Origin of the sequence: Methylobacterium sp. Leaf94, assembly GCF_001426045.1 — a bacterium.
GTDB lineage: Bacteria > Pseudomonadota > Alphaproteobacteria > Rhizobiales > Beijerinckiaceae > Methylobacterium.
Genome location: NZ_LMRM01000034.1, coordinates 160,563 through 184,621, shown reverse-complemented (window position 1 = coordinate 184,621; position 24,059 = coordinate 160,563). Strand labels below are relative to the sequence as shown.

Annotated in this window: 24 protein-coding genes; 15 read left to right on the top strand and 9 right to left on the bottom strand. The window is 72.5% G+C overall.

Features of this window, described 5'->3' with window-relative positions:
- Positions 1-5 precede the first annotated feature (5 nt).
- Both hemJ and ASG63_RS16340 read right to left on the bottom strand, forming a co-directional pair.
- Positions 6-452 (bottom strand): protoporphyrinogen oxidase HemJ, encoded by a 447-nt coding sequence (gene hemJ / locus ASG63_RS16345; RefSeq protein ID WP_056218533.1) that lies wholly within the window; start codon positions 450-452, stop codon positions 6-8.
- A 7-nt stretch (positions 453-459) separates the two neighbouring features.
- A complete protein-coding gene (locus tag ASG63_RS16340; RefSeq protein WP_056218530.1) occupies positions 460-1,623 on the bottom strand; it encodes a uroporphyrinogen decarboxylase in 1,164 nt (387 codons plus the stop codon).
- Positions 1,624-2,191: 568 nt separating this feature from the next.
- Here ASG63_RS16340 and ASG63_RS16335 point away from each other — a divergent pair.
- The 3 genes from ASG63_RS16335 to ASG63_RS16325 are packed head-to-tail and all read left to right on the top strand — an operon-like array spanning position 2,192 to position 4,040.
- Positions 2,192-3,022, top strand: a complete 831-nt coding sequence (locus ASG63_RS16335; protein WP_056218528.1) for a pyruvate, water dikinase regulatory protein — start codon at positions 2,192-2,194, stop codon at positions 3,020-3,022.
- Positions 3,019-3,657 carry a Maf family protein gene (locus tag ASG63_RS16330; protein ID WP_056218527.1) on the top strand — a complete coding sequence of 213 codons (639 nt, stop codon included), beginning with the start codon at positions 3,019-3,021 and terminating at the stop codon, positions 3,655-3,657. The genes ASG63_RS16335 and ASG63_RS16330 overlap by 4 nt, the downstream gene beginning before the upstream one ends.
- 32 nt (positions 3,658-3,689) lie before the next feature.
- On the top strand, positions 3,690-4,040 hold the full coding sequence (locus ASG63_RS16325; RefSeq protein ID WP_056218525.1) for a lysozyme inhibitor LprI family protein: 351 nt from the start codon (positions 3,690-3,692) through the stop codon (positions 4,038-4,040).
- 22 nt (positions 4,041-4,062) lie between these two features.
- Here the strand turns inward: ASG63_RS16325 and ASG63_RS16320 are convergent, their stop codons facing one another.
- From ASG63_RS16320 to ASG63_RS16310, 3 genes are all read right to left on the bottom strand, one after another.
- Complete coding sequence (locus ASG63_RS16320) at positions 4,063-4,767, bottom strand: uracil-DNA glycosylase (RefSeq protein WP_056218521.1); 705 nt, start codon at positions 4,765-4,767, stop codon at positions 4,063-4,065.
- The gene (locus tag ASG63_RS16315) at positions 4,767-6,305 is read right to left on the bottom strand and encodes a bifunctional metallophosphatase/5'-nucleotidase (RefSeq protein ID WP_056218519.1); all 1,539 of its coding nucleotides are present in this window, start codon (positions 6,303-6,305) and stop codon (positions 4,767-4,769) included. The genes ASG63_RS16320 and ASG63_RS16315 overlap by 1 nt, the downstream gene beginning before the upstream one ends.
- A 109-nt stretch (positions 6,306-6,414) precedes the next feature.
- Entirely contained in the window at positions 6,415-7,371 is a 957-nt protein-coding gene (locus ASG63_RS16310) for a class I SAM-dependent methyltransferase (protein ID WP_056218514.1), read from the bottom strand.
- Between the two features lie 125 nt (positions 7,372-7,496).
- On the opposite strand from ASG63_RS16310, the gene hemH reads away from it, so the two are divergent.
- From hemH to ASG63_RS16260, 10 genes are all read left to right on the top strand, one after another.
- Positions 7,497-8,633, top strand: coding sequence for a ferrochelatase (gene hemH / locus ASG63_RS16305; RefSeq protein WP_244472679.1), 1,137 nt, complete (start codon positions 7,497-7,499; stop codon positions 8,631-8,633).
- A gap of 89 nt (positions 8,634-8,722) precedes the next feature.
- Complete coding sequence (locus ASG63_RS16300) at positions 8,723-9,913, top strand: ATP phosphoribosyltransferase regulatory subunit (protein WP_056218512.1); 1,191 nt, start codon at positions 8,723-8,725, stop codon at positions 9,911-9,913.
- Positions 9,906-10,886: an ATP phosphoribosyltransferase gene (gene hisG / locus ASG63_RS16295; RefSeq protein ID WP_056218509.1), complete on the top strand. Its 981-nt coding sequence runs from the start codon at positions 9,906-9,908 to the stop codon at positions 10,884-10,886. The genes ASG63_RS16300 and hisG overlap by 8 nt, the downstream gene beginning before the upstream one ends.
- Before the next feature lie 97 nt (positions 10,887-10,983).
- A complete protein-coding gene (locus ASG63_RS16290) occupies positions 10,984-11,430 on the top strand; it encodes a hypothetical protein (protein WP_056218505.1) in 447 nt (148 codons plus the stop codon).
- A gap of 147 nt (positions 11,431-11,577) precedes the next feature.
- Positions 11,578-12,867: a 23S rRNA (adenine(2503)-C(2))-methyltransferase RlmN gene (gene rlmN, locus ASG63_RS16285; protein ID WP_056218502.1), complete on the top strand. Its 1,290-nt coding sequence runs from the start codon at positions 11,578-11,580 to the stop codon at positions 12,865-12,867.
- Between the two features lie 3 nt (positions 12,868-12,870).
- Positions 12,871-13,383, top strand: coding sequence for a hypothetical protein (locus ASG63_RS16280; RefSeq protein WP_056218499.1), 513 nt, complete (start codon positions 12,871-12,873; stop codon positions 13,381-13,383).
- A gap of 1 nt (position 13,384) precedes the next feature.
- The gene (gene ggt, locus ASG63_RS16275) at positions 13,385-15,157 is read left to right on the top strand and encodes a gamma-glutamyltransferase (RefSeq protein WP_056218494.1); all 1,773 of its coding nucleotides are present in this window, start codon (positions 13,385-13,387) and stop codon (positions 15,155-15,157) included.
- 100 nt (positions 15,158-15,257) lie between these two features.
- A complete protein-coding gene (locus ASG63_RS16270; protein WP_056218491.1) occupies positions 15,258-16,055 on the top strand; it encodes a lysophospholipid acyltransferase family protein in 798 nt (265 codons plus the stop codon).
- 124 nt (positions 16,056-16,179) lie between these two features.
- Positions 16,180-16,626 (top strand): hypothetical protein, encoded by a 447-nt coding sequence (locus tag ASG63_RS16265; protein ID WP_055946546.1) that lies wholly within the window; start codon positions 16,180-16,182, stop codon positions 16,624-16,626.
- A 162-nt stretch (positions 16,627-16,788) separates the two neighbouring features.
- Complete coding sequence (locus tag ASG63_RS16260; protein WP_056218488.1) at positions 16,789-17,871, top strand: DUF2125 domain-containing protein; 1,083 nt, start codon at positions 16,789-16,791, stop codon at positions 17,869-17,871.
- Between the two features lie 26 nt (positions 17,872-17,897).
- On the opposite strand, the gene ASG63_RS16255 is transcribed toward ASG63_RS16260, so the two are convergent.
- The 3 genes from ASG63_RS16255 to ASG63_RS16245 form a co-directional block, all read right to left on the bottom strand.
- Positions 17,898-18,830 (bottom strand): prephenate/arogenate dehydrogenase family protein, encoded by a 933-nt coding sequence (locus tag ASG63_RS16255; RefSeq protein WP_056219443.1) that lies wholly within the window; start codon positions 18,828-18,830, stop codon positions 17,898-17,900.
- 1 nt (position 18,831) lies between these two features.
- The gene (locus tag ASG63_RS16250) at positions 18,832-19,968 is read right to left on the bottom strand and encodes a pyridoxal phosphate-dependent aminotransferase (RefSeq protein WP_056219439.1); all 1,137 of its coding nucleotides are present in this window, start codon (positions 19,966-19,968) and stop codon (positions 18,832-18,834) included.
- Positions 19,969-20,124: 156 nt separating this feature from the next.
- Positions 20,125-20,988: a chorismate mutase gene (locus tag ASG63_RS16245; protein ID WP_056218486.1), complete on the bottom strand. Its 864-nt coding sequence runs from the start codon at positions 20,986-20,988 to the stop codon at positions 20,125-20,127.
- Positions 20,989-21,311: 323 nt separating this feature from the next.
- On the opposite strand from ASG63_RS16245, the gene metX reads away from it, so the two are divergent.
- The gene (gene metX / locus ASG63_RS16240) at positions 21,312-22,517 is read left to right on the top strand and encodes a homoserine O-acetyltransferase MetX (RefSeq protein WP_443189804.1); all 1,206 of its coding nucleotides are present in this window, start codon (positions 21,312-21,314) and stop codon (positions 22,515-22,517) included.
- The gene (metW, locus tag ASG63_RS16235; protein WP_082487441.1) at positions 22,514-23,221 is read left to right on the top strand and encodes a methionine biosynthesis protein MetW; all 708 of its coding nucleotides are present in this window, start codon (positions 22,514-22,516) and stop codon (positions 23,219-23,221) included. Before metX ends, metW begins: the two co-directional genes overlap by 4 nt.
- Positions 23,222-23,244: 23 nt before the next feature.
- Here metW and ASG63_RS16230 read toward each other — a convergent pair whose 3' ends face one another.
- A complete protein-coding gene (locus ASG63_RS16230; protein WP_056218478.1) occupies positions 23,245-24,012 on the bottom strand; it encodes a methyltransferase domain-containing protein in 768 nt (255 codons plus the stop codon).
- Positions 24,013-24,059 lie beyond the last annotated feature (47 nt).

The following is a 24,059-nucleotide window of genomic DNA, read 5'->3' as shown; positions in this document are numbered from 1 at the left end:
GGCCCTCACCAGATAGCCGGTTTCACCGCCGCCAGGATCACGATCAGGATCATGAGGAGCGTCGGCACCTCGTTGAGGACGCGGTAGAACTTGTGTCCTCGCGTGTTCCGGTCGGCGGCGAAGTCCTTCACCATCCGGGCGAGCCAGCCGTGGATGCCGCTCATGGCGAGCACCAGGACGAACTTCGCCTGGAGCCAGCCGGCGGCGTAGTAGCCGCTCATCCAGGCCAGGATCAGCCCGAAGATCCAGGTGGCGATCATGGCCGGGGTCATGATCGCCTTCAGGAGGCGCCGCTCCATGACCTTGAAGGTCTCGGACTGGGCCGCCGCGTGCGGCCCAGGCACCAGGGCTGCGTGGTAGACGAACAGGCGCGGCAGATAGAGCATCGCCGCCATCCAGGAGATGAGCGCGACGAGGTGCCCGGCCTTGAGCCAGGGGTAGAGGCCGTCCATCGCCGCCTCAGCCGCGCAATCGGGCGAGCATGCGCTCGACATGGGCGATCGGCGTCTGCGGCGTGATGCCGTGGCCGAGGTTGAAGATGTGCGGCAGGCCCTCGGTGGCCGCCAGCACGCCGTCCACCGCCGCGTCGAGGGCGGCCCCGCCCTCGATCAGGGTTTCGGGATGGACGTTGCCCTGCGTCACCGTGGAGGCGGGCACCCGGGCGCGCAGGGCCTTGAGGTCCACCGACCAGTCGACGCCGACCGCGTCGGCGGCGGTCTCGGGCACCACGCGGGCATGACCCTCGAGGCCGGAGCCGCGGGCGAACACGATGATCTTCGCGCCCGGCACCCGGGCGCGGACCCCGGCGATCATCCGGGCGATGGGCTGGAGCGACCAGCGGGTCAGGGCGTCGCGGTCGTTGGATCCGGCCGAGGCGCTCTCGGGCAGCGCGCTCTCGGCGACCTCGTTGACGGACTCCTCGCTGCCGGCCGCGTCGGCACCCCGCGCGTCGGGCAGCGCGCCCGCATGCGACTCGAAGATCTGCACCGCATCCGCGCCGGCCTCGAGCTGGCGCACCAGGTATTCGGTCTGCACCGTGACGAGGCGGTCGATCAGGGCCTCCACCAGGGCGGTGTCCTGCCGGGCCAGCGCCCGGGAGGGGGCGAGGTCGGGGGTGCCGCGCCCACCGATCATGTAACTCGCCACCGTCCAGGGCGCGCCGCAGAAGCCGAGCAGCGTGGTCTCGTGGGGCAGTTGCGCGCGCAGGCGCCGCACCGTCTCGAAGACCGGCTCCAGGTGGGCGAAGATCGCCGGATCGCCGGCCTCGCGCAGGCGCTCGAATTCCGGCCGGCCCGCCATCGGGTCGAGGCGCGGCCCCTCGCCCTCCACGAAGCGCACGTTCTGGCCGAGCGCGTCCGGGATCACCAGGATATCGGAGAACAGGATCGAGGCCTCGAAGCCGAAGCGCCGGATCGGCTGCAGCGTCACCTCGGTGGCGAAGTCGGGATTGTAGCAGAGGTCGAGGAAGGACCCGGCCTTTGCCCGGACCTCCCGGTACTCGGGCAGGTAGCGCCCGGCCTGGCGCATCATCCAGGCGGGGGGACGCGGCAAGGCCTCGCCCGCGAGAACCCGCAGGACCGCCCGGTCCCCACCCGTGCGGTCCCCTGCAACTGCCTGGCTCATCCGATCTCCCGACGTCCCATTCCCCTGTGGCCGGTATGTAGCACCGAAGCGTCGGATGTCTTCCTCCCGAAACCGCCGCGTCTCGAAAACCTCTCGCTCCCGGAAACCTCGTGCTCGTCCGGGTGTCGGAGGGGCGTTCCGGCCGTCATCCCCACATCGGCTCTCTAAAAGGAAAGAGAGATTCTAGGACTCTGTTTTTTCTTTTAGAGGGCTGGATGGCGGGAGCGGAAATTCGTCCACAGGGCGTCCCCGCGACCGCGGCGTTAATCAGCCTTTAACGGATTGGGTTCAATGTCCCGGATAGGTGATGGCCCACAGTGCCTTGCCCCTGCCCGGCGGTCGCCGACCGGGCCTCGGTCCCGGATTCTCCCAAAACCGCTTGGGAATCGCGCCGGTGTGACGGTGTGTTGACGCCGGAGTCGACAAGACGGCCCGGGCGCCCGCTGGACCCTTCGGGCAAGCCAGCTTATCCACCCTTATCGACTCCCCTGACCGAGCCCGGTGGACAAGACCATGACGGGTGATCGTCATGCATCCTGGACCTCAGGCCGGAGGAGACAGCCCTTCGATGAGCCGTAGCTATTTCCACCTGCACCTCGTCTCGGATTCCACCGGCGAGACGCTCATCAACGTGGGCCGCGCGGCCGCCGCCCAGTACGAGGGCGTCTCGGCCATCGAGCACGTCTATCCCCTGGTGCGCTCCGCCGCGCAGCTCGAACGGGTGATCTCCGAGATCGAGGCCGCGCCGGGGCTCGTGCTCTACACCCTGGTGGGCCACGACCTCACCGAGCGGCTGGAGGCGGCCTGCCGCGAGACCGGATCGCCCTGCCTCTCGGTGCTCCAGCCGGTGCACGCCCTGCTGCAATCCTATCTGGGGGCGGATTCGACGGCCCGGCCCGGCGCGCAGCACATGCTCAACGCCGAGTACTTCAAGCGCATCGACGCAATGAACTTCACCCTGGCCCACGACGACGGCGTCCTGCCCCTCGACGTGAACGAGGCCGACGTGATCCTCGTGGGCGTCAGCCGCACCTCGAAGACCCCGACGGCGATCTACCTCGCCAATCGCGGCCTGAAGACCGCGAACTTCCCCCTGGTGCCGGGCATGCCCCTGCCCGAGAGCCTCGAGACGGCGCGAAAGCCGCTCCTCGTCGGGCTGCTGGCCAGCCCGGAGCGCATCGTCCAGATCCGCCAGAACCGGCTCCTCAGCCTGAAGGCCGACGATTCCTCCCTCTACGTCGATCGCGGGGCCGTGGCAGACGAGATCGCCGCCTGCCGCCGCCTCTGCGCCAAGCACCGCTGGCCGACCATCGACGTGACCCGGCGCTCGATCGAGGAGACGGCGGCCGCCATCCTCGACCTGCACCGCGAGCACCGCCTGAAGTTCATCGCCTCGTGAGCGTCCCAAGCCGCCCGCGGCCCGCCTCGCCCTGGCGCGGGGATCGGCCCCTCCTCCTCGCCTCCACCAGCGCGACGCGGCGCGCGCTCCTCGAGAGCGCCGGCCTTGCCGTCGACTCCGAGAGCCCCGGGGTCGACGAGCGCACGGTGGAGGCGGCGTGCGCCGGTCTGCCGCCCGAAGCCCTGGCCCGTCGGCTCGCCGAGGCCAAGGCGGGGGCCGTGGCGGCCCGCCGGCCCGGGCGCGTGGTCGTCGGCGCCGACCAAGTCCTGGCCTGCGACGGCACCCTGTTCCACAAGCCGGCGGACCTCGCCGCCGCCGCCGCGCAGATCGGCGCCCTCGCGGGCCGGACCCACGCGCTGCACGCGGCGGTGGCCCTGGCCGTCGACGGGGCCGTGGTCGAGAGCTTCGTCGAGACCGCGCACCTGACCATGCGGCCCCTCGATGCCGCGGCGATCGCGGCCTATGTCGATCTCGCCGGGCCCGAGCGGGTGTGCTCCAGCGTCGGCGGCTACCAGCTGGAAGGCCTCGGCATCCACCTGTTCGCGGCGGTCGCGGGCGACCAGTCCACCATCCTCGGCCTGCCGCTGCTGCCGCTCCTGGCGCGGCTGCGGGCGCGGGGCTGGCTCAGCATCTGACGTTCTGATCCCGATCGCACGAGGCCTGCTCCATGCTGACGATTCTCCGCCCGCTCTTCGGCGGCCTGCTCCTCGTCCTCGCGGCCGGCTCGGCCGAGGCCGCGAGCTTCCCCTGCGAGAAGGCGGAGGCCGCCGACGAGAAGGCGATCTGCGCCCACCTGCCCCTCAATGACCGCGACGTGGAGATGGCGACCCGCTTTGAGATCCTGCGGGCGATGCTGCCCATGGGCGGCAACGCCAAGCTGCGCGAGGACCAGGAGGCCTGGCTCACCGAGCGCCGCGCCTGCGGCGCCGACGTCGCCTGCCTGACGCAAGCCTACGAGGGCCGGCTGAAGGTCCTGCGGGCCGTGTTCTCGGAATTCGCCAAGCAGGGGCCGCTCTGAGGCCGGCCCCCCCCCCCGGCCCTCAGTCGAGCTGCCAGTCGATCGGGGCGACGCCGTGGCCCGACAGCCAGGCATTGGCGGCGTCGAAGGGGCGCGAGCCGGGAAAATCCCGCGCGCGGTTGAGCGGCGAGGGATGGCCGCATGCGACGATGCCGTGGCGGTCGGCCTCCACCAGGGCGGCGCGGGCGCGGGCCTGGGCGCCCCAGAGCAGGAACACCGCCGGCTCCGGGCGGGCCGAGACCGCCGAGACCGCCTGGTCGGTCAGGGCCGACCAGCCGTAGCGCAGGTGCGCCCCGGCCTTGCCCGCCTCCACCGTGAGGGCGGCGTTGAGGAGGAGCACGCCCTGCCGGGCCCAGGGGGTGAGGTCGCCCGTCCGGGGCTTAGCCGGCGGGACGCCCGGTTCGGCGAGCTCGGCCAGGATCACCTTGAGCGAGGCCGGGAGCCGCCGCGGGCCGACATACGAGAAGGCGAGGCCGTTGGCGTCGCCCGGCGTGGGATAGGGGTCCTGCCCCAGGATGACGACCTTCACGCGGTCGAGGGGCGTGAGCGCGAGGGCGTTAAAGACGGCCTCGGGCGCCGGCAGCACGGTGGCGCCGGCGGCGATGCGGGCGTCGATCCGGGCGGCCACCGCGTCGGCGGCGCCATCCTGGAAGAACGGCAGCGCGAGCCAGGACGAGCCCGACTTTCGGAAGCGGGCGAGGGCGTCGGCGACGGGCGTCTCGGACATCAGCGAACCAGGATGCGGCCCTCTACGGGGGCGGGGAGCGGGGCGTTGGCGCGGATATACGCCATCACGGCATTGGCCACGAGCTGTCCGTCGGTCCGGCCGATCAGGGTCCGGCCCCGGGCGAGGTCACCGTAGCCGTTGCCGCCGTCGTACAGGAAGTTGTTCGACGCGACCGTGTAGGTCGCGTCCGGGTCGACGATGCTGCCCGCCGCGCTCAGCGACACGATCCGCCTGCCCACCGGCGCGGTGGGATCCAGGGTGACGACGAGGCCGGAGACCTGCGGGAAGCGGCCCGCCGGGTGGCCCCAATCGGCCAGCGCCCCTTCGAGGAGGGCGCGCAGATGCGCGCCCGTCAGCGACACCAGCACGATGGTGTTGCCGAAGGGCAGCTCGGTGAGGATGTCCCGGCGGGTCAGGGTCGCGCCGGCGGGATAGAGCCGGTTGCCCCGGATGCCGCCGCCGTTCGTGATCGCGACCTGCGCCCCGGTGGCGGCCCGCAGGGCATCGGCCACGAGGCTGCCGAAGCTCGCTTCGCGGACGCGCACCGCGGCGATGCGGCTGTCGAGGAGGGCGCGGGTCACGCCCACCGGCACGTCGAGTTCCCGCGACAGCGCGCCCTGGAGGCGCTGCACCTCCGCCAGGGTCTCGGGATCGGGGGTGACCTGGGCCGAGTCGTGGATTCGGAAGCTCGGGCGCCAGTCCACGCGCCGGTCCCGCCCGATGCCGGTCACCGTCGCGGTCACGTCGATCGCGGTGACGTAATGGGCGTCGAAGCTTGATTCCGCCATCACGGTCTGGCCGTCGTAGCGCACCACGAGATCGTGGTCGTGGCCCGAGAGCAGGATGTCGACGAGGCGGGCGGCCACGATGGCGTCGTCGGTGGCCCGGGCCGTGTGGCAGACGCCCACCACGAGGTCGACGCCCGCCTCCCGCAGGGCCTGGACCTCGCGGGCCAGGGTCTCGATCTCGGGGGCGAAGCGCAGGTCGCCCGCCTGCGATTTCTCCGGCGTGCTCGCCAGCGCGATCCCCACCACGCCGACCCGGATGCCCCCGAGGGTGACCACCATTCGGTCGCGCACGCCCGCCAGCGGCCGGCCCGCCCCGTCGCGCAGGTTGGCCGCCAGGACGGGGAAGCTCGCCTCGCCCATCCGCTCGGCGAAGGTCGCCGGGCCGAAATCGAACTCGTGGTTGCCGGGCACGAACACGTCGGGCGGCGCGCGGTTGAGGAGCTCGACGATGTGAGCGCCGCGGTCGAAGCCCGACAGCAGCGACGGCGAGAGGGTGTCGCCCGCATGGGCGTAGAGCATCGGCACGCCCCGGGCCCGCTCGGCCTTCACGATGGCGGCGAGGCGCGCGAACCCGCCTCGGCCGTCGACCTCGGCCATCTGATAGAGGTCGTTGACGAGGAGCAGGCTGAAGGTCGGTTCGGGCGTCGCCGCGGGCGCGGCCTCGGCCGGGCTGCCCAGAGCGATGGCGAGACCGGCCCCGAGGCCGAGGGTCTGGCGGCGGTTCGGCGGCGTCCTGGGGGGGTTCGTCACGGCGGCGTCTCGGGTGTCGGGCGGGCGGCCGGATGCCGCCGCCTGACCCCGCGTTCTAGGACGCCGTTCACGAAGGGGCTACGACGGCCGCGATCCGCGCGCGGCCGCCTCAGCGGGAGACGAAGGTGTCGCGCACCGCCTTGGCGTTGCGGCGGACCATCGGCCAGAGCCAGGCGCCGGAGGCCAGGAAGACGGCGGGCGGCATCGGCTTCAGCGCCACGGCCAGGCGTTCGGCGAGGCCGGGATTGGCCAGGGCCACGGGCGGGGCGTCGGTCTTGGCATAGACCACCGCGGTGTTCTCGCGCGGGTAGTCCGGATGCGGCACGAGGCCGGCCCGGCGGGCGGTGAGGTCGAAGGTCTCGCGGACGAAGCCGTGGACATGGGCGAAGTGGAAGCGCTCGTGCGCCGGCTTGCCCGTGGTGGCCATGTCGGGCACGGCGGCGAAGAGCACGCCGTCCGGCTTCAGCCAGCGGGACAGGCGCTCCATCACGTCGGCGGGGTCGCGCAGGTGTTCCAGCACGTGCCGGGTGGTGACGACGTCGAAATACCCCTCGGGGAAGCGCGCATCCTCGTCGGCGTCGTCCAGCACCTCGACGCCGTGATGGGCGCGGGCGTAGTTGGCATAGTCCCGCCCCGGCTCGACGCCGATCGCCTCGCAGCCCTTCGCGCGGGCCTCGGCCAGGAACTCGCCCGACCCGGAACCGAAATCGAGCACGCGGGCGCCCGGCTTCAGCTTGGGCGCCAGGAGGCCGGCGCGGAAGGCGGCCTCGCGAGCGGAGCGCTTGAGGTGGACCCGCGGCGGGCCGCCCGCGAAGGCGAGCTGATAATCGGCCCGGTAGGCGCTGGCGTAGTAGTCCGCGAGCTCGGCCGGCGTCGGCATCGGGTCGGTGCGGATCAGGCCGCACTGGCGGCAGGCGATGGATTTCAGCGTCTTCAGCCGGCGGTCGCTCTCGGCCACCACCACGGACTCCGCGGAGCCGCAGAGATTGCAGGCGGTCGGCCCCCCCGTATAGGGATAACCCGTGAAGGGCATGAAGTGGTTGAGGAAGTACCGGGGAGACGGCATGTCGCGCCTTCATCCATCGTGTGGTCGCTGGAAGGCTCCGTGCTCTAGATAGATATCCCCAACGACACAACCTTTCTGAACCCGCCGCTCTCAAGCGCTCACCTCCAGGGCGATACGGAAACCCGATGAACGAACGCGTCGCACCGCCGCTCCCGCAGGACGGACTGTCGCTCCCGACCCAGACGGGCGGACCCGGAAGCGCTCCCGGACCGGTTCCGGGATCCGCCCCCGGACCCGCACCGGGACAAGCCTCCCTGCCGGCCGAGCATCCGCCGGTGCGCTGGGGCCGGGTCGGCGTCCTCCTGATGAATCTCGGGACGCCGGAGGGCACGAGCTACTGGCCGATGCGCCGCTACCTCAAGGAATTCCTTTCCGACCGCCGGGTGATCGAGGTGCCGCGCCTGATCTGGTGGCCGCTCCTCAATCTCGTCATCCTGACGAAGCGCCCGGGGCCGAAGGGCCGCGACTACGCCAGCGTGTGGAACAACGAGCGCGACGAGGGCCCCCTGAAGACGATCACCCGCGGCCAGGCCGAGCGCCTGCAGGCGGCCATGGGGGATTCGGTCGTGGTCGACTGGGCGATGCGCTACGGCAAGCCGGAGGTCTCCGTGCGGATCCAGGCCCTGCTCGACCAGGGCTGCGACCGCATCCTCCTGGTGCCGCTCTATCCGCAATACGCCGCCGCGACCTCGGCCACGGCCTGCGACCAGGCCTTCAAGGCCCTGATGCAGATGCGCTGGCAGCCGACGGTGCGCGTCTCGCCGCCCTATCACGACGACCCCGTCTACATCGACGCGATGGCGACCTCGATCCGCGAGGGCCTGGCCAAGCTCGACTTCGAGCCCGAGGTGATCCTGACCTCGTTCCACGGGGTGCCGAAGAGCTACCTCCTCAAGGGCGACCCCTATCATTGCCAGTGCGTGAAGACCGGGCGCCTGATCCGCGAGGCGCTGGGATTCTCGACGGAGAAGATGCGCACCACCTTCCAGTCGCGCTTCGGCAACGAGGAATGGCTGCGGCCCTACACCGACGAGACGGTGCAGACCCTCGCCAAGAGCGGCGTCAAGCGCATGGCGATCGTGGCGCCCGGCTTCACCGCCGACTGCCTCGAGACCCTGGAGGAGCTCGACGGCGAGAACCGGCACTACTTCGAGGACAATGGCGGCGAGCAGTTCGCCTACATCCCCTGCCTGAACGACAGCGACCTCGGCATGACGGTGATCGAGACCGTGGTCCGGCGCGAATTGCAGGGCTGGGTCTAGCGTTCCGGGCCGGACGGCAGCGCCGAAAGCCATCGCCAAGTGCAGGCCCGGTTGCTACTAGAGCCCGCGACGAGGCGGCAGGCGAGACGATGACGAGACCGGAGGCAGGCGGGGGCACCGCGGGCGAACGATCGCAGGAGCACCTGCGCCTGCTCGCCCATTTCCAGGAGGCCGGCTACGGCGCCGTGACGCCGCCTGTGCTGCAGCCGGTGGAGCCGTTCCTCGAACTGTCCGGCGAGGACATCCGCCGGCGCATCTTCGTGACCCAGGACGCTGCGGGCAGCGAGCTCTGCCTGCGCCCGGAATTCACGATTCCGGTCTGCCGCCACCACCTTGCGCATGCCCCGAAGTTTTCCGCGCCCAAGGACCCGCAGGGGGCCGACTACAGCTACCTCGGACCCGTCTTCCGGCTCGCCGGCGACGAGCCGGACGAGTTCCTCCAGGCCGGCATCGAGTCGGTCGGGCGCACCGACACGCCGGCCGCCGACGCGGAGGTGATCGGCCTCGCCCTCGAGGGCCTTGCCCTGCTCGGGCGCAGCGACGTCGCCGTCCGCCTCGGCGACATGGGTCTCGTCGACGCCCTGCTGGACGCCCTCAGCGTGCCGCCCACCGCCAAGCGCCGCACCCTGCGGGCGCTGGCCGCCGGCCGTTCCCTCGACGCGGTCACCAACGGCCTGCGCACGGAAGACCCCCATGCGGGTCTCCTCGCCGCGATCCAGGGCCAGGATCCGAAGGGGGTTCGCGCCTTCGTGGAGGACGTGCTGTCGATCGCGGGCATCTCGCGGGTCGGCGGCCGCAGCGCCGGCGAGATCGCCGAGCGCTTCCTCGCCAAGGCCTCCGCGCAGGCGAGTGGGGGTTCCGGACTCAACCCCGAGAACCGCGCGCTCATCGATCGCTATCGCGCCATCGAGGGCGATCCCGACAGCGCCGCCGCCGCGGTGCGGGCCCTGGTGCAGGAGGCCGGCCTCGACCATCCGCCCCTCGACGCGGCCCTCGACCTGTTCGAGGAGCGCACCGGCTTCATGGCCGCCCGCGGCCTGGCCGTGGAGAACTTCCGCTTCTCCGGCGGCTTCGCCCGCAACCTCGACTACTATACCGGCTTCATCTTCGAGGGCACGGCGCCCGATGCGCCGAAGCTGCCCCTGGTGGGCGGCGGCCGCTACGACGGCCTGCTCCAGCACCTCGGGAGCCCCGTGCCCGTGCCTGCCGTCGGTTGCGCCGTCTGGCTCTCGCGGGTCGTCGCGGACGCCCCCACCGCGAAGGACGCGACCGTTGGCTGAACCGGATTCCCTCGTCCTCGCGGTTCCCTCCAAGGGCCGGCTGCAGGAGAACGCCGCCGCCTTCTTCGCCCGGGCCGGCCTCAAGCTCGCCCAGAACACCGGCGCGCGCGACTACCGCGGAAAGCTCGTGGGCGTGCCGGGCGTCGAGGTGCGCTACCTCTCAGCCTCCGAGATCGCGGCCCAGCTCGCCAGCGGGGCGGCCCATCTCGGCATCACCGGCGAGGACCTGATCCGCGAGTCGCTGCCCGACGCCCGCGGCCAGGTCGAGCTGCTGACGCCCCTCGGCTTCGGCCAGGCCACCGTGGTGGTCGCCGTGCCCCAGGCCTGGATCGACGTCCGCGCCATGAGCGACCTCGACGAGGTCGCCGCCGAGATGCGGGTCCGCCACGGCAAGCGCCTGCGCATCGCCACGAAGTACATCAACCTCACCCGCCGCTTCTTCGCCGAGCACGGCGTGGCGGATTACCGCATCGTCGAGAGCCTGGGCGCCACCGAGGGGGCCCCGGCGGCGGGTTCGGCCGAGATCATCGTCGACATCACCACCACGGGGGCGACGCTGGCCGCCAACGCCCTGAAGATCCTGGAGGACGGGATCATCCTGCGCTCGGAGGCGAACCTCGTCGCCTCCCTGAACGCTCCCTGGGGCGAGCCCCAGCGCCGGGCCCTGCGCGCCGTCCTCGGCCGCATCCAGGCGGAGGAGCGCGCCCGCACCACCCGCGAGGTCCGCGCCGCCATGCCCGACGACGGCGACATCGATCTCGCCGGCATCGCCGCCCTGCACGACGCGGCCCTGCCCTACGGCGCGCCCGAGGGCCGCGGCGAGATGGTGCTGCACTGCCCCGTCGATGCCGTGTTCGACCTCGCCGACGCCCTGGTGAAGGCCGGGGCGGGCGCCGTGAACGTGCGCAAGATCGACTATGCCTTCACGCCGGACAATCCGCTGATGGACCGGCTGCTCAGCCGGCTCGGCTGAGACTCGCGGTGGGGCCGGCGTTTGACGCGTCGCGCCCGGGGCCTATCTCAGCGCGCAAGCGGAGCGCGAAGCCTCCGCGCCTGAGGAAACCCCACGCATGTTCGCTCGTCTCCCGCAGGCCGCAGGCCGCGTCGCTTGCCTCGCCACCAGTCTCGCCCTGCCGCTCGCCGCGCAGGCCCAGATCCGCAACGCGCCCGCGCCGCGGGCCCTGGAATTCGCCGCCTACATCTTCGCCGCCGCCAATGTCTGCGGCTACCGCATCGGCACGGAGGAGTTCGACGCCCTCCTCGAGAAGCAGAACGTGCGCGCCGCCGACGTCAGCCCCCGCGGACCGTTCGGCGGGCGGGTGCAGACCATGTTCGCCCTGATGTCGAACCAGATGCAGCTCAACCGCGAGAAGGCCTGCGTTGCCGTGGCGGGGGAGTACGGTCCCGAGGGCAGCATCAGCAAGAACGTCCTCCTGCCCGCTCCGCCCGCCGAAGCGCCCGCCGCCGGCGCCTCCCCGGGCGAGGGCAAGCCCGGCGAGGTCAAGCCGGCACAGTAAGGGCCCGCCGGCCGGGCGGCGCGCGCCGGCCGGCCCTGGGGACCGGTCCGGGACGAGGCCCGAGGCCGGGACACCCGCCCGCATTCGCGTTTTCGAGCCGAATCCCCTATATCGGACCCATCCCAAGTCCGAAGGTTCATCCAGATCATGGCGACGGCGTCGTTCGACACCGCCCGGCGCGACGCGAGCGCCGTTCCCGCAATCGAGAAGCTGCCCGAGTTCGAGCCGCAGGCGGCCCCTCTCGGGCGCGCCTCCCTCGTGGGGCTCACCCGTGAGCAGCTGAAGGCCCGGCTCGGCGCCATCGGCGTCTCCGAGCGCGAGCAGCGCATGCGCTCGGGCCAGATCTGGCACTGGCTCAACGTGCGCGGCGCCAAGGCCTTCGACGAGATGACCAATGTGGGCAAGGGCCTGAAGGTTCAGCTCGCCGAGGCCTACACCCTCGACCGGCCCGAGGTGGTCACCGAGCAGGTGTCCCGCGACGGCACGCGCAAGTGGCTCATGCGCATGGCCCCTACGGGCAAGCACGACCACAACCGCGGCGCCGAGATCGAGTGCGTCTACATCCCGGGGCGCGGGCGCGGCACCCTCTGCGTCTCGAGCCAGGTCGGCTGCACCCTCACCTGCTCGTTCTGCCACACCGGCACGCAGCGCCTCGTGCGCAACCTGACGGCGGCCGAGATTACCGCGCAGCTCGTCGTCGCCCGCGACCACCTCAACGACTGGGCCGGCCAGAATCCGACCGCCCCCGGCGCCGACGAGACCCGGCGCAAGGTCACCAACATCGTCTTCATGGGCATGGGCGAGCCCCTCTACAATCTCGACAACGTCGTCGACGCCGTCGGCGTGATGGCCGACCAGGAGGGCCTCGGCCTCTCCCGCCGGCGCATCACCGTCTCGACCTCCGGCGTGGTGCCGCAGATGCAGCGCCTCGGCGACGAGGCCCACGCCATGCTGGCGATCTCCCTGCACGCGGTGCGCGACGACCTCCGCGACACCCTCGTGCCCCTGAACCGCAAGTACCCGCTCGCCGAGCTGCTGGCCGCCTGCCGGTCCTATCCCGGCCTGAACAACGCCCGCCGCATCACCTTCGAGTACGTGATGCTGAAGGGCGTGAACGACAGCGACGCCGACGCGCGCGAGCTGGTGCGCCTGCTCAAGGGCATCCCGGCCAAGATCAACCTGATCCCGTTCAATCCCTGGCCGGGCAGCGCCTACGAATGCTCGGACTGGGACCGCATCGAACAGTTCTCGGACATCATCTACGAAGCCGGCTACGCCTCACCCGTGCGCACCCCGCGCGGTCGCGACATCCTGGCCGCCTGCGGCCAGCTGAAGAGCGAGACCGAGAAGCTGCGGGCCCGGGCCCGGATGATGCTGGAGGACGGCATCGGCGCCGAGGGCGTCTATGCGGGCGCCGACGACGGCGACGAAGACTGAGGGGTGCGTCTCCTCGGCGACCTGTTCATCGCGAGCCTCGCCCTGGTCCTGGCGATCCCCTGCGGGGCGGCCGTTCTGGCCCTCGGCGCGATGCTCGACCCGGCCACCAGCGAGACCCTGTCCCGCCTCGGCCTCGTCGGGCTGTTCTCCGGTTTGACCGACCTCGCCTCCGGGATTGGTCCCGAGACCCTGCTGTTCGCGCTCGCCGCCATCGCCCGCGCGCTGTTCGTGCTCCTGGTGGTGCCGCCGGTCCTGGTGGCCGTCCTCGGGGCGGTCCTGGGCTGGCGCGCCGCCAGCTGGTACGGCGCCGGGACCGGTCTCCTCACCGCCTCCGTGCCCTGGCTCGCCCGCGGCCTGTCGCGCAGCGGGGCGAGCGCCGAGACCCTGGCGCTGGAGGGGCGCATCACCGCGGTGCTGTTCCTCACCGGCGCGGCGTCGGGCCTCGTCTACTGGTTGATCGCGGGGCGCCATCGCGGCGCGCCCGTCCTCCCGCCCCGCGACAACGGACGCGCCTGACATGCGGCTGACCTCCTCGCGCATCGCCCTCGCCCTGGTTCTGGCCGGCACGGTCCTGTCCGCCACGGGGCCGGGTCTCGCGCAAGGGGGGCCCGGCCCCGCCTCGGCCCTGCCGGAGCCGCCGCCGATCCAGTCCGACGACGCCCGCCTGCTGCCGGTGCTCGGCGCCCACGGCATGGTCGCCTCGCAGGAGGCGCGGGCCACCCGCGTCGGCGTCGCGATCCTGCGCGCCGGCGGCAACGCCATCGACGCCGCCGTGGCGGTCGGCTTCGCCCTGGCCGTGACCCTGCCGCGGGCCGGCAACCTCGGCGGCGGCGGCTTCATGATGATCCACCGGGCTGAGGGCGACGAGACGATCGCCCTCGATTACCGCGAGACCGCCCCGGCCGCCGCCCGCTCCGACATGTTCCTCGACCCCCGGGGCGAGCCCGACCGCGCCGCCTCCACCCGCACCGGCAAGGCGGTGGGCGTGCCCGGCACCGTGCGGGGTCTGGCCGAGGCGCACCGCCTCTACGGCTCGGGCCGCTTCACCCTGGCCGACCTGATCGCCCCGGCCGAGAAACTCGCCCGCGAGGGCATCCCGGTGGAGTCGGGCCTCGCGGACTCGCTGCCCCGCGCCGCCGGCCTGCTCGGCCGCTGGCCGTCTTCGCGAAAAATCTTCTTTGCCGGCGATAGACCCCTGGAGCGCGGTGAACGGCTGGTCCAGACCGATCTCGCCGACACCCTCGCGGCCATCGCGACATCCGGCCCCGACGCCTTCCACACGGGCCCCATCGCGGAGCGCATCGCCGCCACCGTGCGGGCCGCGGGCGGGGTGATGACGGCCGAAGATCTTGCCGCCTATCGCCCGGTGCTCCGCGAGCCCGTGCGCGGCACCTACCGGGGCTACGCCATCGCGTCGATGCCGCCGCCGAGCTCCGGCGGCATCCACCTCGTCGAGATCCTGAACGTGCTGGAGGGCTTCGACCTCGCCCGCATGGGGGCGGGCAGCGCCGATGCCCTCCACACCCTGGCCGAGGCGATGAAGCCGGCCTATGCCGACCGGGCGACCTGGCTCGGCGACCCCGCCCGCACCCAGGTGCCGATGGAGGGCCTGATCGCCAAGCCCTACGCGGCGCGCCTGCGGGCCGGGATCGATCCCGCCCGCGCCCGGCCCGCCGCCGAGGTGAAGGCGGGCGATCCCCTCCCCTTCGAATCTGACCAGACCACCCATTTCTCCGTGGTGGACAGGGCCGGCAACGCGGTCTCGAACACCACCACCCTGAACTTCTCCTACGGGCTCGGCCTCGTGGCGGAGGGCACCGGCGTGCTCCTGAACAACGAGATGGACGATTTCTCCGCCAAGCCCGGCGCCCGCAACGCCTACGGCCTCGTCGGCAGCGTCGCCAACGCGGTCTCGCCCGGGGCCCGGCCCCTCTCCTCGATGACCCCCGCCTTCGTCTTCCGCGACGGCCGGCTCGTCCTGGTGACGGGCAGCCCCGGCGGCAGCCGCATCATCTCGACGGTGCTGCAGGTCATCGTCAACGTGCTCGACTTCCGCATGAACCTGGCCGAGGCCGTGGCCGCGCCGCGCATCCACCACCAGTGGCAGCCGGACGTGCTGATGGCCGAGGAAGGCCTCTCCCCCGACACCCTGGCCCTGCTCAGGGCCCGCGGTCACACGGTCCGCGTCGGGGCGACCTCCGGCTCGGCCAATTCGGTGCAGGCCGCCGACGGGCTGCTGGCGGGCGCCGCCGATCCGCGCCAGCGCGGCACCCTGGCGGAGGGGGACTGAGGGGGCGGATAATCCCGCGCTCGGATGGTCTGGGACGAGATCGCACGCTACACGGGAGCCGGGCCGCGCCCTGTCCCGGGCTGTCTCCTCCAGGTTCCCGATGCTCCTCGTCCGCTCCCTCGCGTTCAACCTCGCCTTCTACGTCGCCACGACCCTCATCGCGATCGGTGGGCTGCCGACCCTCGTCTCCCGGCGCGGGGTCATCCGGCTGGCCCAGCTCTGGGGCCGCGTCACCCTGTGGCTCCTGCGGGTGGTGGGCGGCATCACGGTGGAGTTCCGGGGCGTCGAGAACATCCCGTCCGGCCCCCTCCTGGTGGCGGCCAAGCACCAGTCGGCCCTGGAGACCCTGGCCCTCGTCACCGCCTTCCCGGACTTCGCCTACATCCTCAAGCGCGAGCTGCTCTGGATCCCGCTGATCGGGTGGTTCCTCTCGCGCTCCGGCATGGTCGCCATCGACCGCAGCAAGGGGGCCCGGGCGATGACCGCCATGAACGAGGCCGCCGCCCGGGCCATCCGGGACGGGCGCCAGCTCATCATCTTCCCCGAAGGCACCCGCCGCCCGCCCGGCGCGGCCCCCGCCTACAAGCTCGGCATCACCCACCTGTACGCCGCCCTCGGCGTGCCCTGCCTGCCCGTCGCCCTGAACACGGGCCTGCACTGGCCCCGCCGCCGCCTGGTCCGCCGGCCCGGCACTGCGGTGATCGAGTTCCTCGCCCCGATCGCGCCGGGCCTGGACCGGGCCCGCTTCCTCGAGGTGGTCCAGGGCCGGATCGAGTCCGCGTCGGACGCGCTGCTGGCTGCCGGCCGGAACGAACTCGCGGCCGCCGGGCACGCGATTCCGGATGCCGTCCCGGCCTCTCCGGCCAAGGCCCGGCGGAACGGATCGCCCGTCGCCTGAGGGGGTCGCCGGGGCCGGGTTGCCCCTGTGTACGACTTGTGGATAACTTCCGTCATCCCCATCTCATTGGAGGCCGGGGCGTCGTCCTTGACGCCAACGAACCGTTAAGATTAATGTGGAACAAATGGCGAACAAGAGAGCCCTGTCCTGGTCGGCCGCCCTGCGCGACCTGAAGGACGATCGAGCACGGAGACAGGAAGTGCGCGAGGAACGCCTGAGGACGACGGCCGGCCTGCGCGGGACCCCCGCCCTGGTGCTCAGCGCCTGGCGCGGCCGGTCCGGCCGCCGCTACGTGGTCGGCATCCATGAGCTGGCTGAGCCCGAGCTCGACGACATGGGCGAGGCCGTGGTGATGGCGGTGCGCCGCGACGCCTCGGGCGTCGGCGAACTCGTCTCGGTGGCCTCCGCCGGGCAGAGCCCGCGGGAACGCCTGCACCGGAACTGGATCGCCCGGGCCCGGCACAAGGGCGCGACCGAGATGCACGTCCACCGGCTGGCCGAGGACGAGGCCGAGCGCGAGGCCATCGTGGCCGATCTCGGGAGCGAGCAGAAGGCCGACGCCGCGAACTGATCGCGGCGGAGCGGTCGCTCCGCTGACGTCACGGCTTCGCGTTTTGCAGCGCCCGTGGGGCCCTGCCATGCTTTCGCCGCCGAGACCCTGCCAAGCCTTGCATCCGGGCTGCCCCGACGATGGCCGCAGGCCCGTGACGCGAGCGCAGGATACCGACACGCGATGGCGCAGAGCCCGACCCCGACCCGTCCCCTCTCGCGCAAGGGGCTGTTCCTCCCCTACATTCTCCTCGCCACCCTCGTGATCGCCTGGTCGCTCGGGTGGTTCTACATCCGCCACCGGGCCGCCTCCGAGATGGATGGCTGGATCGCGCAGGAAGCGGCCGCGGGCCGGACCTGGACCTGCACCGACCGCAGCATCACCGGCTATCCCTTCCGCATCGAGCTGCGCTGCGCCTCCCTGGCCTTCAGCCGCTCCGACAGCCGCTTCACCCTCGGGCCGGTCACGGCGGTGACCCAGGTCTACCAGCCGCGCCAGGGCATCCTCGAGGTCGGCGGGCCGTTCCACGTCGAGCAGGGCGACCTCACGGCGGACGCGACCTGGACCTCCCTGGAGGGCAGCTTCCATGGCGCCTCCGACGGCTTCGTGCGTGCCTCCGTGGTGGCCAACGGCGCCAAGGGCGTGGTGCGCGGCGCCGGTCCCGAGCCGATCGCGTTCGACACCCAGCACCTCGAGCTCCACGCCCGTCCGACCCCGGGCCGCTTCGAATCGGAGGGGTCCATCGACACCAGCCTGCGGGCGAACCGGATTCGCCTGCCGCTGGTCGACGCGGCGCTGGGCAATGCCGACCCGGCCGACCTCGCCCTCGACGCCACCGTGAGCCGCGCCACGGCCCTCGGCACCGGCACCGTGGCCAAGGAGCTGGAGGACTGGCGCCAGGCCGGCGGCGGCCTCGACATCGCGCTGCTGTCCCTGGCCAAGGGCGAGCGCCGGCTTCAGGCCAAGGGCCGCCTCGACCTCGACGCCGCGCACCGGCTCCAGGGCCAGCTCGACCTGCGCGCGGCCGGCGTCGAGGCCCTGGTCGGCCAGGTCATGGGCCAGCGCTTCGGTGCCGAGAAGGGCGCGCTGATCGGCAGCCTCGTCGGCCAGCTCCTCGGGCGTCGCAGCCAGGCCAGTGCCGAGGCCGGCGTCGCGGCCCCGGCCGACGATGCCCTCAAGCCCCTGCCGCCCCTGCGCCTCGCCGAGGGCCGCCTGATGCTCGGCCCGTTCCCGATCCCCAACGTGCAACTGCCGCCGCTCTACTGAGCGACCGCCCGCGCGGGGGACGCGCCTCAGGCCGCGGGGTCGCTCGGGCGCCCGCGGCCGAAATCGGCCTCGGCCGTCTCCTGGCCCATGGCGACGATGCCCCGGCGGATGGCGCGGGTGCGGGTGAAGAGGTCGTGCAGGGCCTCGCCGTCGCCCCAGCGGATCGCCCGAGCCAGGGCCGCGAGGTCCTCGTTGAAGCGCCCCAGCATCTCCAGCACCGCGTCCTTGTTGGTCAGGAACACGTCCCGCCACATGGTCGGGTCGGAGGCGGCGATGCGGGTGAAGTCGCGAAAGCCGCCGGCCGAGAACTTGATCACCTCGGACTGGGTCACGGCCTCGAGGTCGGCGGCGGTGCCGACGATGTTGTAGGCGATGAGGTGCGGTACGTGGCTGGTGATGGCCAGGACGAGGTCGTGATGCTCCGGCGTCATCGTCTCGACGATGGCGCGCAGGCCTTCCCAGAAGGCCTGGACTCGCGCGGTCGCAGCCGGGTCGGTGTCCTCGGCCGGAGTGAGGATGCACCAGCGTCCGGAGAACAGGGTCGAGAATCCGGCATCCGGCCCCGAATACTCGGTGCCGGCCACGGGGTGCGCCGGCACGAAATGCACGCCGGCGGGCAGATGCGGCGTGACGGCCGCCACCACCGAGGCCTTGACCGAGCCGACATCCGACACGATGGCTCCCGGCTTCAGGGCCGGACCCAGGATCTCGGCCACCGCGCCGACGGCGCCCACCGGTACGCACAGGATGACGAGATCGGCCCCCGCCACGCCCGCGGCGAGGTCGTCCGTGGCCGTGTCCGCGAGGCCGAGCGCCCGCACCCGCTCCAGCACCGCGGCGTCGCGGTCGAGGGCGACGATGCGCCGGGCGAGGCCGAACTGCCGGGCGCCCCGGGCGATCGAGGAGCCGATCAGCCCGAGGCCGACGATGGCCAGGGTCTCCAGGGGGGGCGCGTCGATCTCAGCCACGGGTCTCGCCCCGCACGAAGGCGGTCAGGGCGTCGAGGAAGGCGGTGTTCGCCTCCTCGCCGCCGACGGTGACGCGCAGGGCGTGGGGCAACCCATAGGACGAGACCCGCCGGGTGATGACGCCCCGGGCGGAGAGGAACGCGTCGGCCTCGGCGGCCGTCCGGCCCGGCGCGTCGGGGAAGTGGACGAGGATGAAGTTCGCGACGCTCGGCGTCACGGTCAGCCCGAGTTCGTGCACCGCCCCCGTCATCGTGGCGAGCCAGGTGTCGTTGTGGGCGACGGCGGCGGCCACGTGCACGTCGTCCGCGATGGCGGCCGCCCCGGCGGCGATGCCGGCCCCCGACAGGTTGAAGGGTCCCCGGATGCGGTTGACGGCGTCGACCACTTCCGACGGGCCGACCATCCAGCCGATGCGGAGCGCCGCCAGCCCGTGGATCTTCGAGAAGGTCCGGGTCATCACGACGTTGTTGGCCTCGAGCGCGAGGTCGAGGCCGGCGCTGTAGTCGTTCGCCCGCACGTATTCCGCGTAGGCGCCGTCGAGGACGAGGAGGACGTGGGGCGGCAGGCCCGCATGCAGGCGACGGATCTCGTCGAAGGGCAGGTAGGTGCCGGTCGGGTTGTTGGGGTTGGCGAGGTAGACGATCCTGGTGCGCGGCGTGACGGCGGCCAGCAGCGCGTCGACGTCGGCGCGCAGGTCGCGCTCGGGCACCACCACGGGGGTGCCGCCGGCGGCCAGGATGGCGATCCGGTAGACCAGGAAGCCGTGCTCGGTGAAGATCCCCTCGTCGCCGGCCCCAAGATACGCGTAGGCCAGGAAGGACAGGAGCTCGTCGGAGCCCGCGCCGCAGACGATCCGCGCCGGGTCGAGGCCGTAGCGGGCGGCGATCGCCTCGCGCAGCACCCGGGATGTGCCCTCCGGGTAGAGTTCGAGCTTGGCGGCTTCCGCCCGCATCGCCGCCACCGCCTTCGGGCTCGGGCCCAGCGGGGTCTCGTTTGAGGAGAGCTTGTGCACCTTGGCATGGCCGGGCGCCCCGCTCTTGCCGGGCACGTAGGCCTCGATGGCGAGGACGCCGGGGCGGGGCACCGGGCGCGAGGGAGCGACGGGGGCGGAGGCGGAGGACGGGGACATGGACGAGGACATGGACGAGGACCTGGCGGCCGCCGGTGGATCGGCGAAGCGCCCGTCTAACAAAGCTGGCCCGGCTTTGCGAGCGGGCCCCGTGCCTCCGGCCCGCGTCCCTCGGACCCGCATGCCTCAGATCCGCGTCCCTCAGACGCGCATGCCTCAGACCCGGAAGCGGGCGGCGTGGCTGCCGATCTCGTCGAGGGTCTCGGGGGCGGCGCCGGCCCGGGTCAGGGCCTCGTGCAGCTGCCGGGCGCTGACCCCGCCGGGGACGGCGAGGAGCAGGCCGTGCCCGTCCGGCCCGGCTGCGCGGGCGACGACCTCGCCGTAGAGGTCCTGCAGGGCGCGCGCGGCCTCCGGCTCCCAGGCGGCGACGCGGGTGGCATGGAGGACCCAGTCGCGCTGGGCCGCCGCCGGATCGTCCAGCGGGTTCGAGACCACGAAGACCGGGGTGCCGGCCGGGTGGGTGGGCCGCTCGATGAAGGGCAGGCGCGCGATGACCTTGGGCCGGCCGGCGCCCACGAGCCCTTCCCACCAAGGCGCGGCGTCGGTGGTGGCGCCCGAGCCGTCGGGGTCGAGGCGGAAGATGCCGAGGTCGCCGCGGGAGGCGGCCACCGCCTCGATCACCGCGAGGCAGGTGGGGTGGGGCCGGTAGGGCACCGTGAACCCGAAATGGAAGCGGGCGGAATCGCGCATCGGCGCATCCCCGCCCGAGATGTCCGCATGGACCGAGAACGGCGCCTGCACGTAGGTGAAGGTGGCGATGATGACCCGCCAGATCCCTTCCACGGTGTCGAGGGGCAGGAGCCCGCGATGGCGCTCGGCGACGCGCCGCATCATCGAGGCCTCGCGTCCGGGCCGGAAGGCCGAGCCGCTGGCCGAGGTGCGCTTGACCGCGATCAGCCGGTCGATGATCGACCCGCGCTGGATCAGCAGGGCGTGCATCTCGGCGTCGATCCGATCGATCTCGGCGCGCAGGTCGCCGAGGTTGTCGAGGGGCGGCGCGGGTCTCGTCGTGAAGCGCATCGGGGGCTCGCGAGGGTGCGGTGGGGACGATCGGGGGAGCCGGCGCCGGGGTCTCGCCTCCCGGGCGCCACCGCCCCGGTCTACGATCGCGCGCGCCGAAGGGCCAGAGCCGTTTGCCCGGAACCGGCGCGACCGGGCGGTTGTGAAACCGTGGGCGGGCCCCAAGCGCGGTGCGTGGCCCTTTCGTTGACGCGTGAGGGAGCGCACACTACCTCAACGCCTCACGACGCATGGTCTTCTCTCCGGATGGCACGCCGAGCCGTCCCTTCCGTCCCGCCCGGACCGACGCGCCGTCTCCTCCAACCCGTTTCATGACCATGTCGCTGGATACCGCCCTCAAGCCAGGCACGCCCGAAGACGAATCGGTGCGCGCCGACGCGCCGGGCGCCGAGCTGTCCCAGGCCCGCGAGCCCAAGGGCCTCGTGGCGCAGTTCGGCCTGGACGAGCCCCTGGCGATGGATGCCGGCGTGCAGCTCGCACCGTTCCAGATCGCCTACCAGACGGCGGGCACCCTCAACGCGGACCGCTCCAACGCCGTCCTGATCTGCCACGCGCTCACGGGCGACCAGCACTTCGCCCACACCCATCCGGTGACGGGCAAGCGCGGCTGGTGGGAGACCCTGGTGGGGCCGGGCAAGCCCGTGGACACCGACCGCTACTTCGTCGTCTGCTCGAACGTCATCGGCTCGTGCATGGGCTCCACCGGCCCGGCCTCGACCGACCCGGCCACGGGCCGGGCCTACGGCCTCGACTTCCCCCTCGTGACCATCCGCGACATGGTCCGGGCCCAGGCCATGCTGCTCGACCGGCTCGGCATCCGCGACCTGTTCCTCTGCATCGGCGGCTCCATGGGCGGCATGCAGGTGCTGCAATGGGCCGCGAGCTACCCCGAGCGGGTCTTCGCCGCGATGCCGATCGCCACCGGGCCCCGCCACTCCGCGCAGAACATCGCCTTCCACGAGGTCGGCCGGCAGGCGATCATGGCCGATCCCGCCTGGGCCGAGGGGCGCTACCTCGAGGCCGGCACCCGGCCGGCCAAGGGCCTCGGCGTCGCCCGCATGGGCGCGCACATCACCTACCTGTCGGAGCCGGCCCTGCACCGCAAGTTCGGCCGCCGCTTTCAGGGCGGCTCGGCACCCACCTTCTCGTTCAACGCCGACTTCCAGATCGAGAGCTACCTGCGCCACCAGGGCCTCAGCTTCGTCGAGCGCTTCGACGCCAACGCCTATCTCTACCTCACCCGGGCGATGGACTATTTCGACCTCGCCGCCGACCAGGGCGGAGTGCTGGCCAAGGCCTTCCGGGGCACGAAGACCCGGTTCTGCGTGATCTCCTTCACCTCCGACTGGCTGTTCCCAACCTCCGAATCCCGCGCCATCGTCCACGCCCTGAACGCGGCCTCGGCCCCGGTCGCCTTCGTGGAGGTCGAGAGCGACAAGGGCCACGACGCCTTCCTCCTCGACGAGCCGGCGATGTTCGCCGCCGCACGCGGCTACATCGACGCCGCTGCCCGGGCCCGCGGCCTGTGACGGGATCGGAGAGGTTCGCGCACCGGCCCTGGGAGGCGGCGGAGACGCTGCCGCGCGAGGAGGCCGGCAGCACCCGCGTCGACCACCTCGTGGTGCTCGACCTCGTGCCGGCGAACGCCCGGGTCCTCGACATCGGCTGCGGCGACGGCGCCTTGCTCGCCCTGCTGCGAGACCGGCGCGGCGTGGACGGACGCGGCATCGAGCTGTCGCGGGAGGGCGTGAACGCCTGCCTCGCCCGGGGCCTGCCGGTGATCCAGGGGGACGCCGACACCGATCTGGCGAACTATCCCGACGACGCCTTCGACGTGGTCGTCCTGTCTCAGACCATCCAGGCGACGCGCAACCCGCGCATCGTGCTGGAGCACCTCCTGCGCATCGGCCGGCAGGTGATCATCTCCTTCCCGAATTTCGGCCATTGGCGGGTGCGCTCGGAACTCGCCCTGCGGGGTCGCATGCCGGTCACGGCCCTGATGCCCGAGGAATGGTACGAGACCCAGAACATCCATCACTGCACGATCCGCGACTTCGTCGGCCTGTGCCGGACCGTGAACGCCGAGATCGAGAAGGCCACCGCCCTCGATGCCAGGGGCCGGCCGATGCGCTTCGCGATGCCCTGGTGGGTCTGGAACCTGATGGGCGCGCAGGGCGTGTTCCTGCTGCGACGGGGCGGCGGCCCGGGCGGCGACACCCAACCCGCGGCCTGAGCCGCTGTTGCACGTGAAAACCCTTAACCCTGTCGCGCGCGCCGGATGAGCAGCGTCGCGACCTCGTAGGTGACCTGCGCGCCCCCCGCCTCGAAGCCCCGCAGCACCCGCCGCATCGTGCCCGGCGCGAGGGTCCGCGCGGCGCCGGGCGTCCCGGCGCCGATGGCGCGCAGGGAACCCAGGAAGGCCCGGCCGTCGGCATGGGCCTCGACCACGGGCTCGGCGGAGACCGCGAGGGTGCAGCCCGGACAGGCCAGCGCGGCGAGGTCCGACAAGGCCGGATAGACGGGCGTCGCCGCCTCCAGGCCCAGAGCCGCATGCGCCGCCCGCCACTCGGCGAAGGTGCCCGCGCCCAGCGTCGCCACTGCCAGCAGGCCGCCGGGGGCCAGCAGCGCGGCGAGGCGCGCCAGGGTTCCGGGAAGGTCCTCGAACCATTGCGCCGCGAGGCTCGAGGCGATGAGGTCGAAGCCGGGCGCGAAAGCCGGCCGCTCGGCATCCATGACGACGAAGCGCAGGTCCGCGGTTCCGGTGAGGCGGGCGCGGCAGCGCTGCACCATGGCGGGGGCGAGGTCCGAGGCCACGAGAACGCCCCCCGGCAGGCGCCGGCGCAGATGCGCGGTCAGCAGGCCGGTGCCGCAGCCGACCTCGAGGGTGCGCGGCGCCTGTGCCAGGGGCTCGGCCCCGATGCGCCGGGCCAGGCGCTCCGCCACCACGGCCTGGATCGCCGCCGCGCCGTCATAGCCCTCGGCCCCGTCGAAGGCCCGGGCCACGGCCTGTTTCCAGGAATGCATCGGGGCGATCGTCTGTAATACGGGCAGGGGCGAGGGGCAGTCGTCGT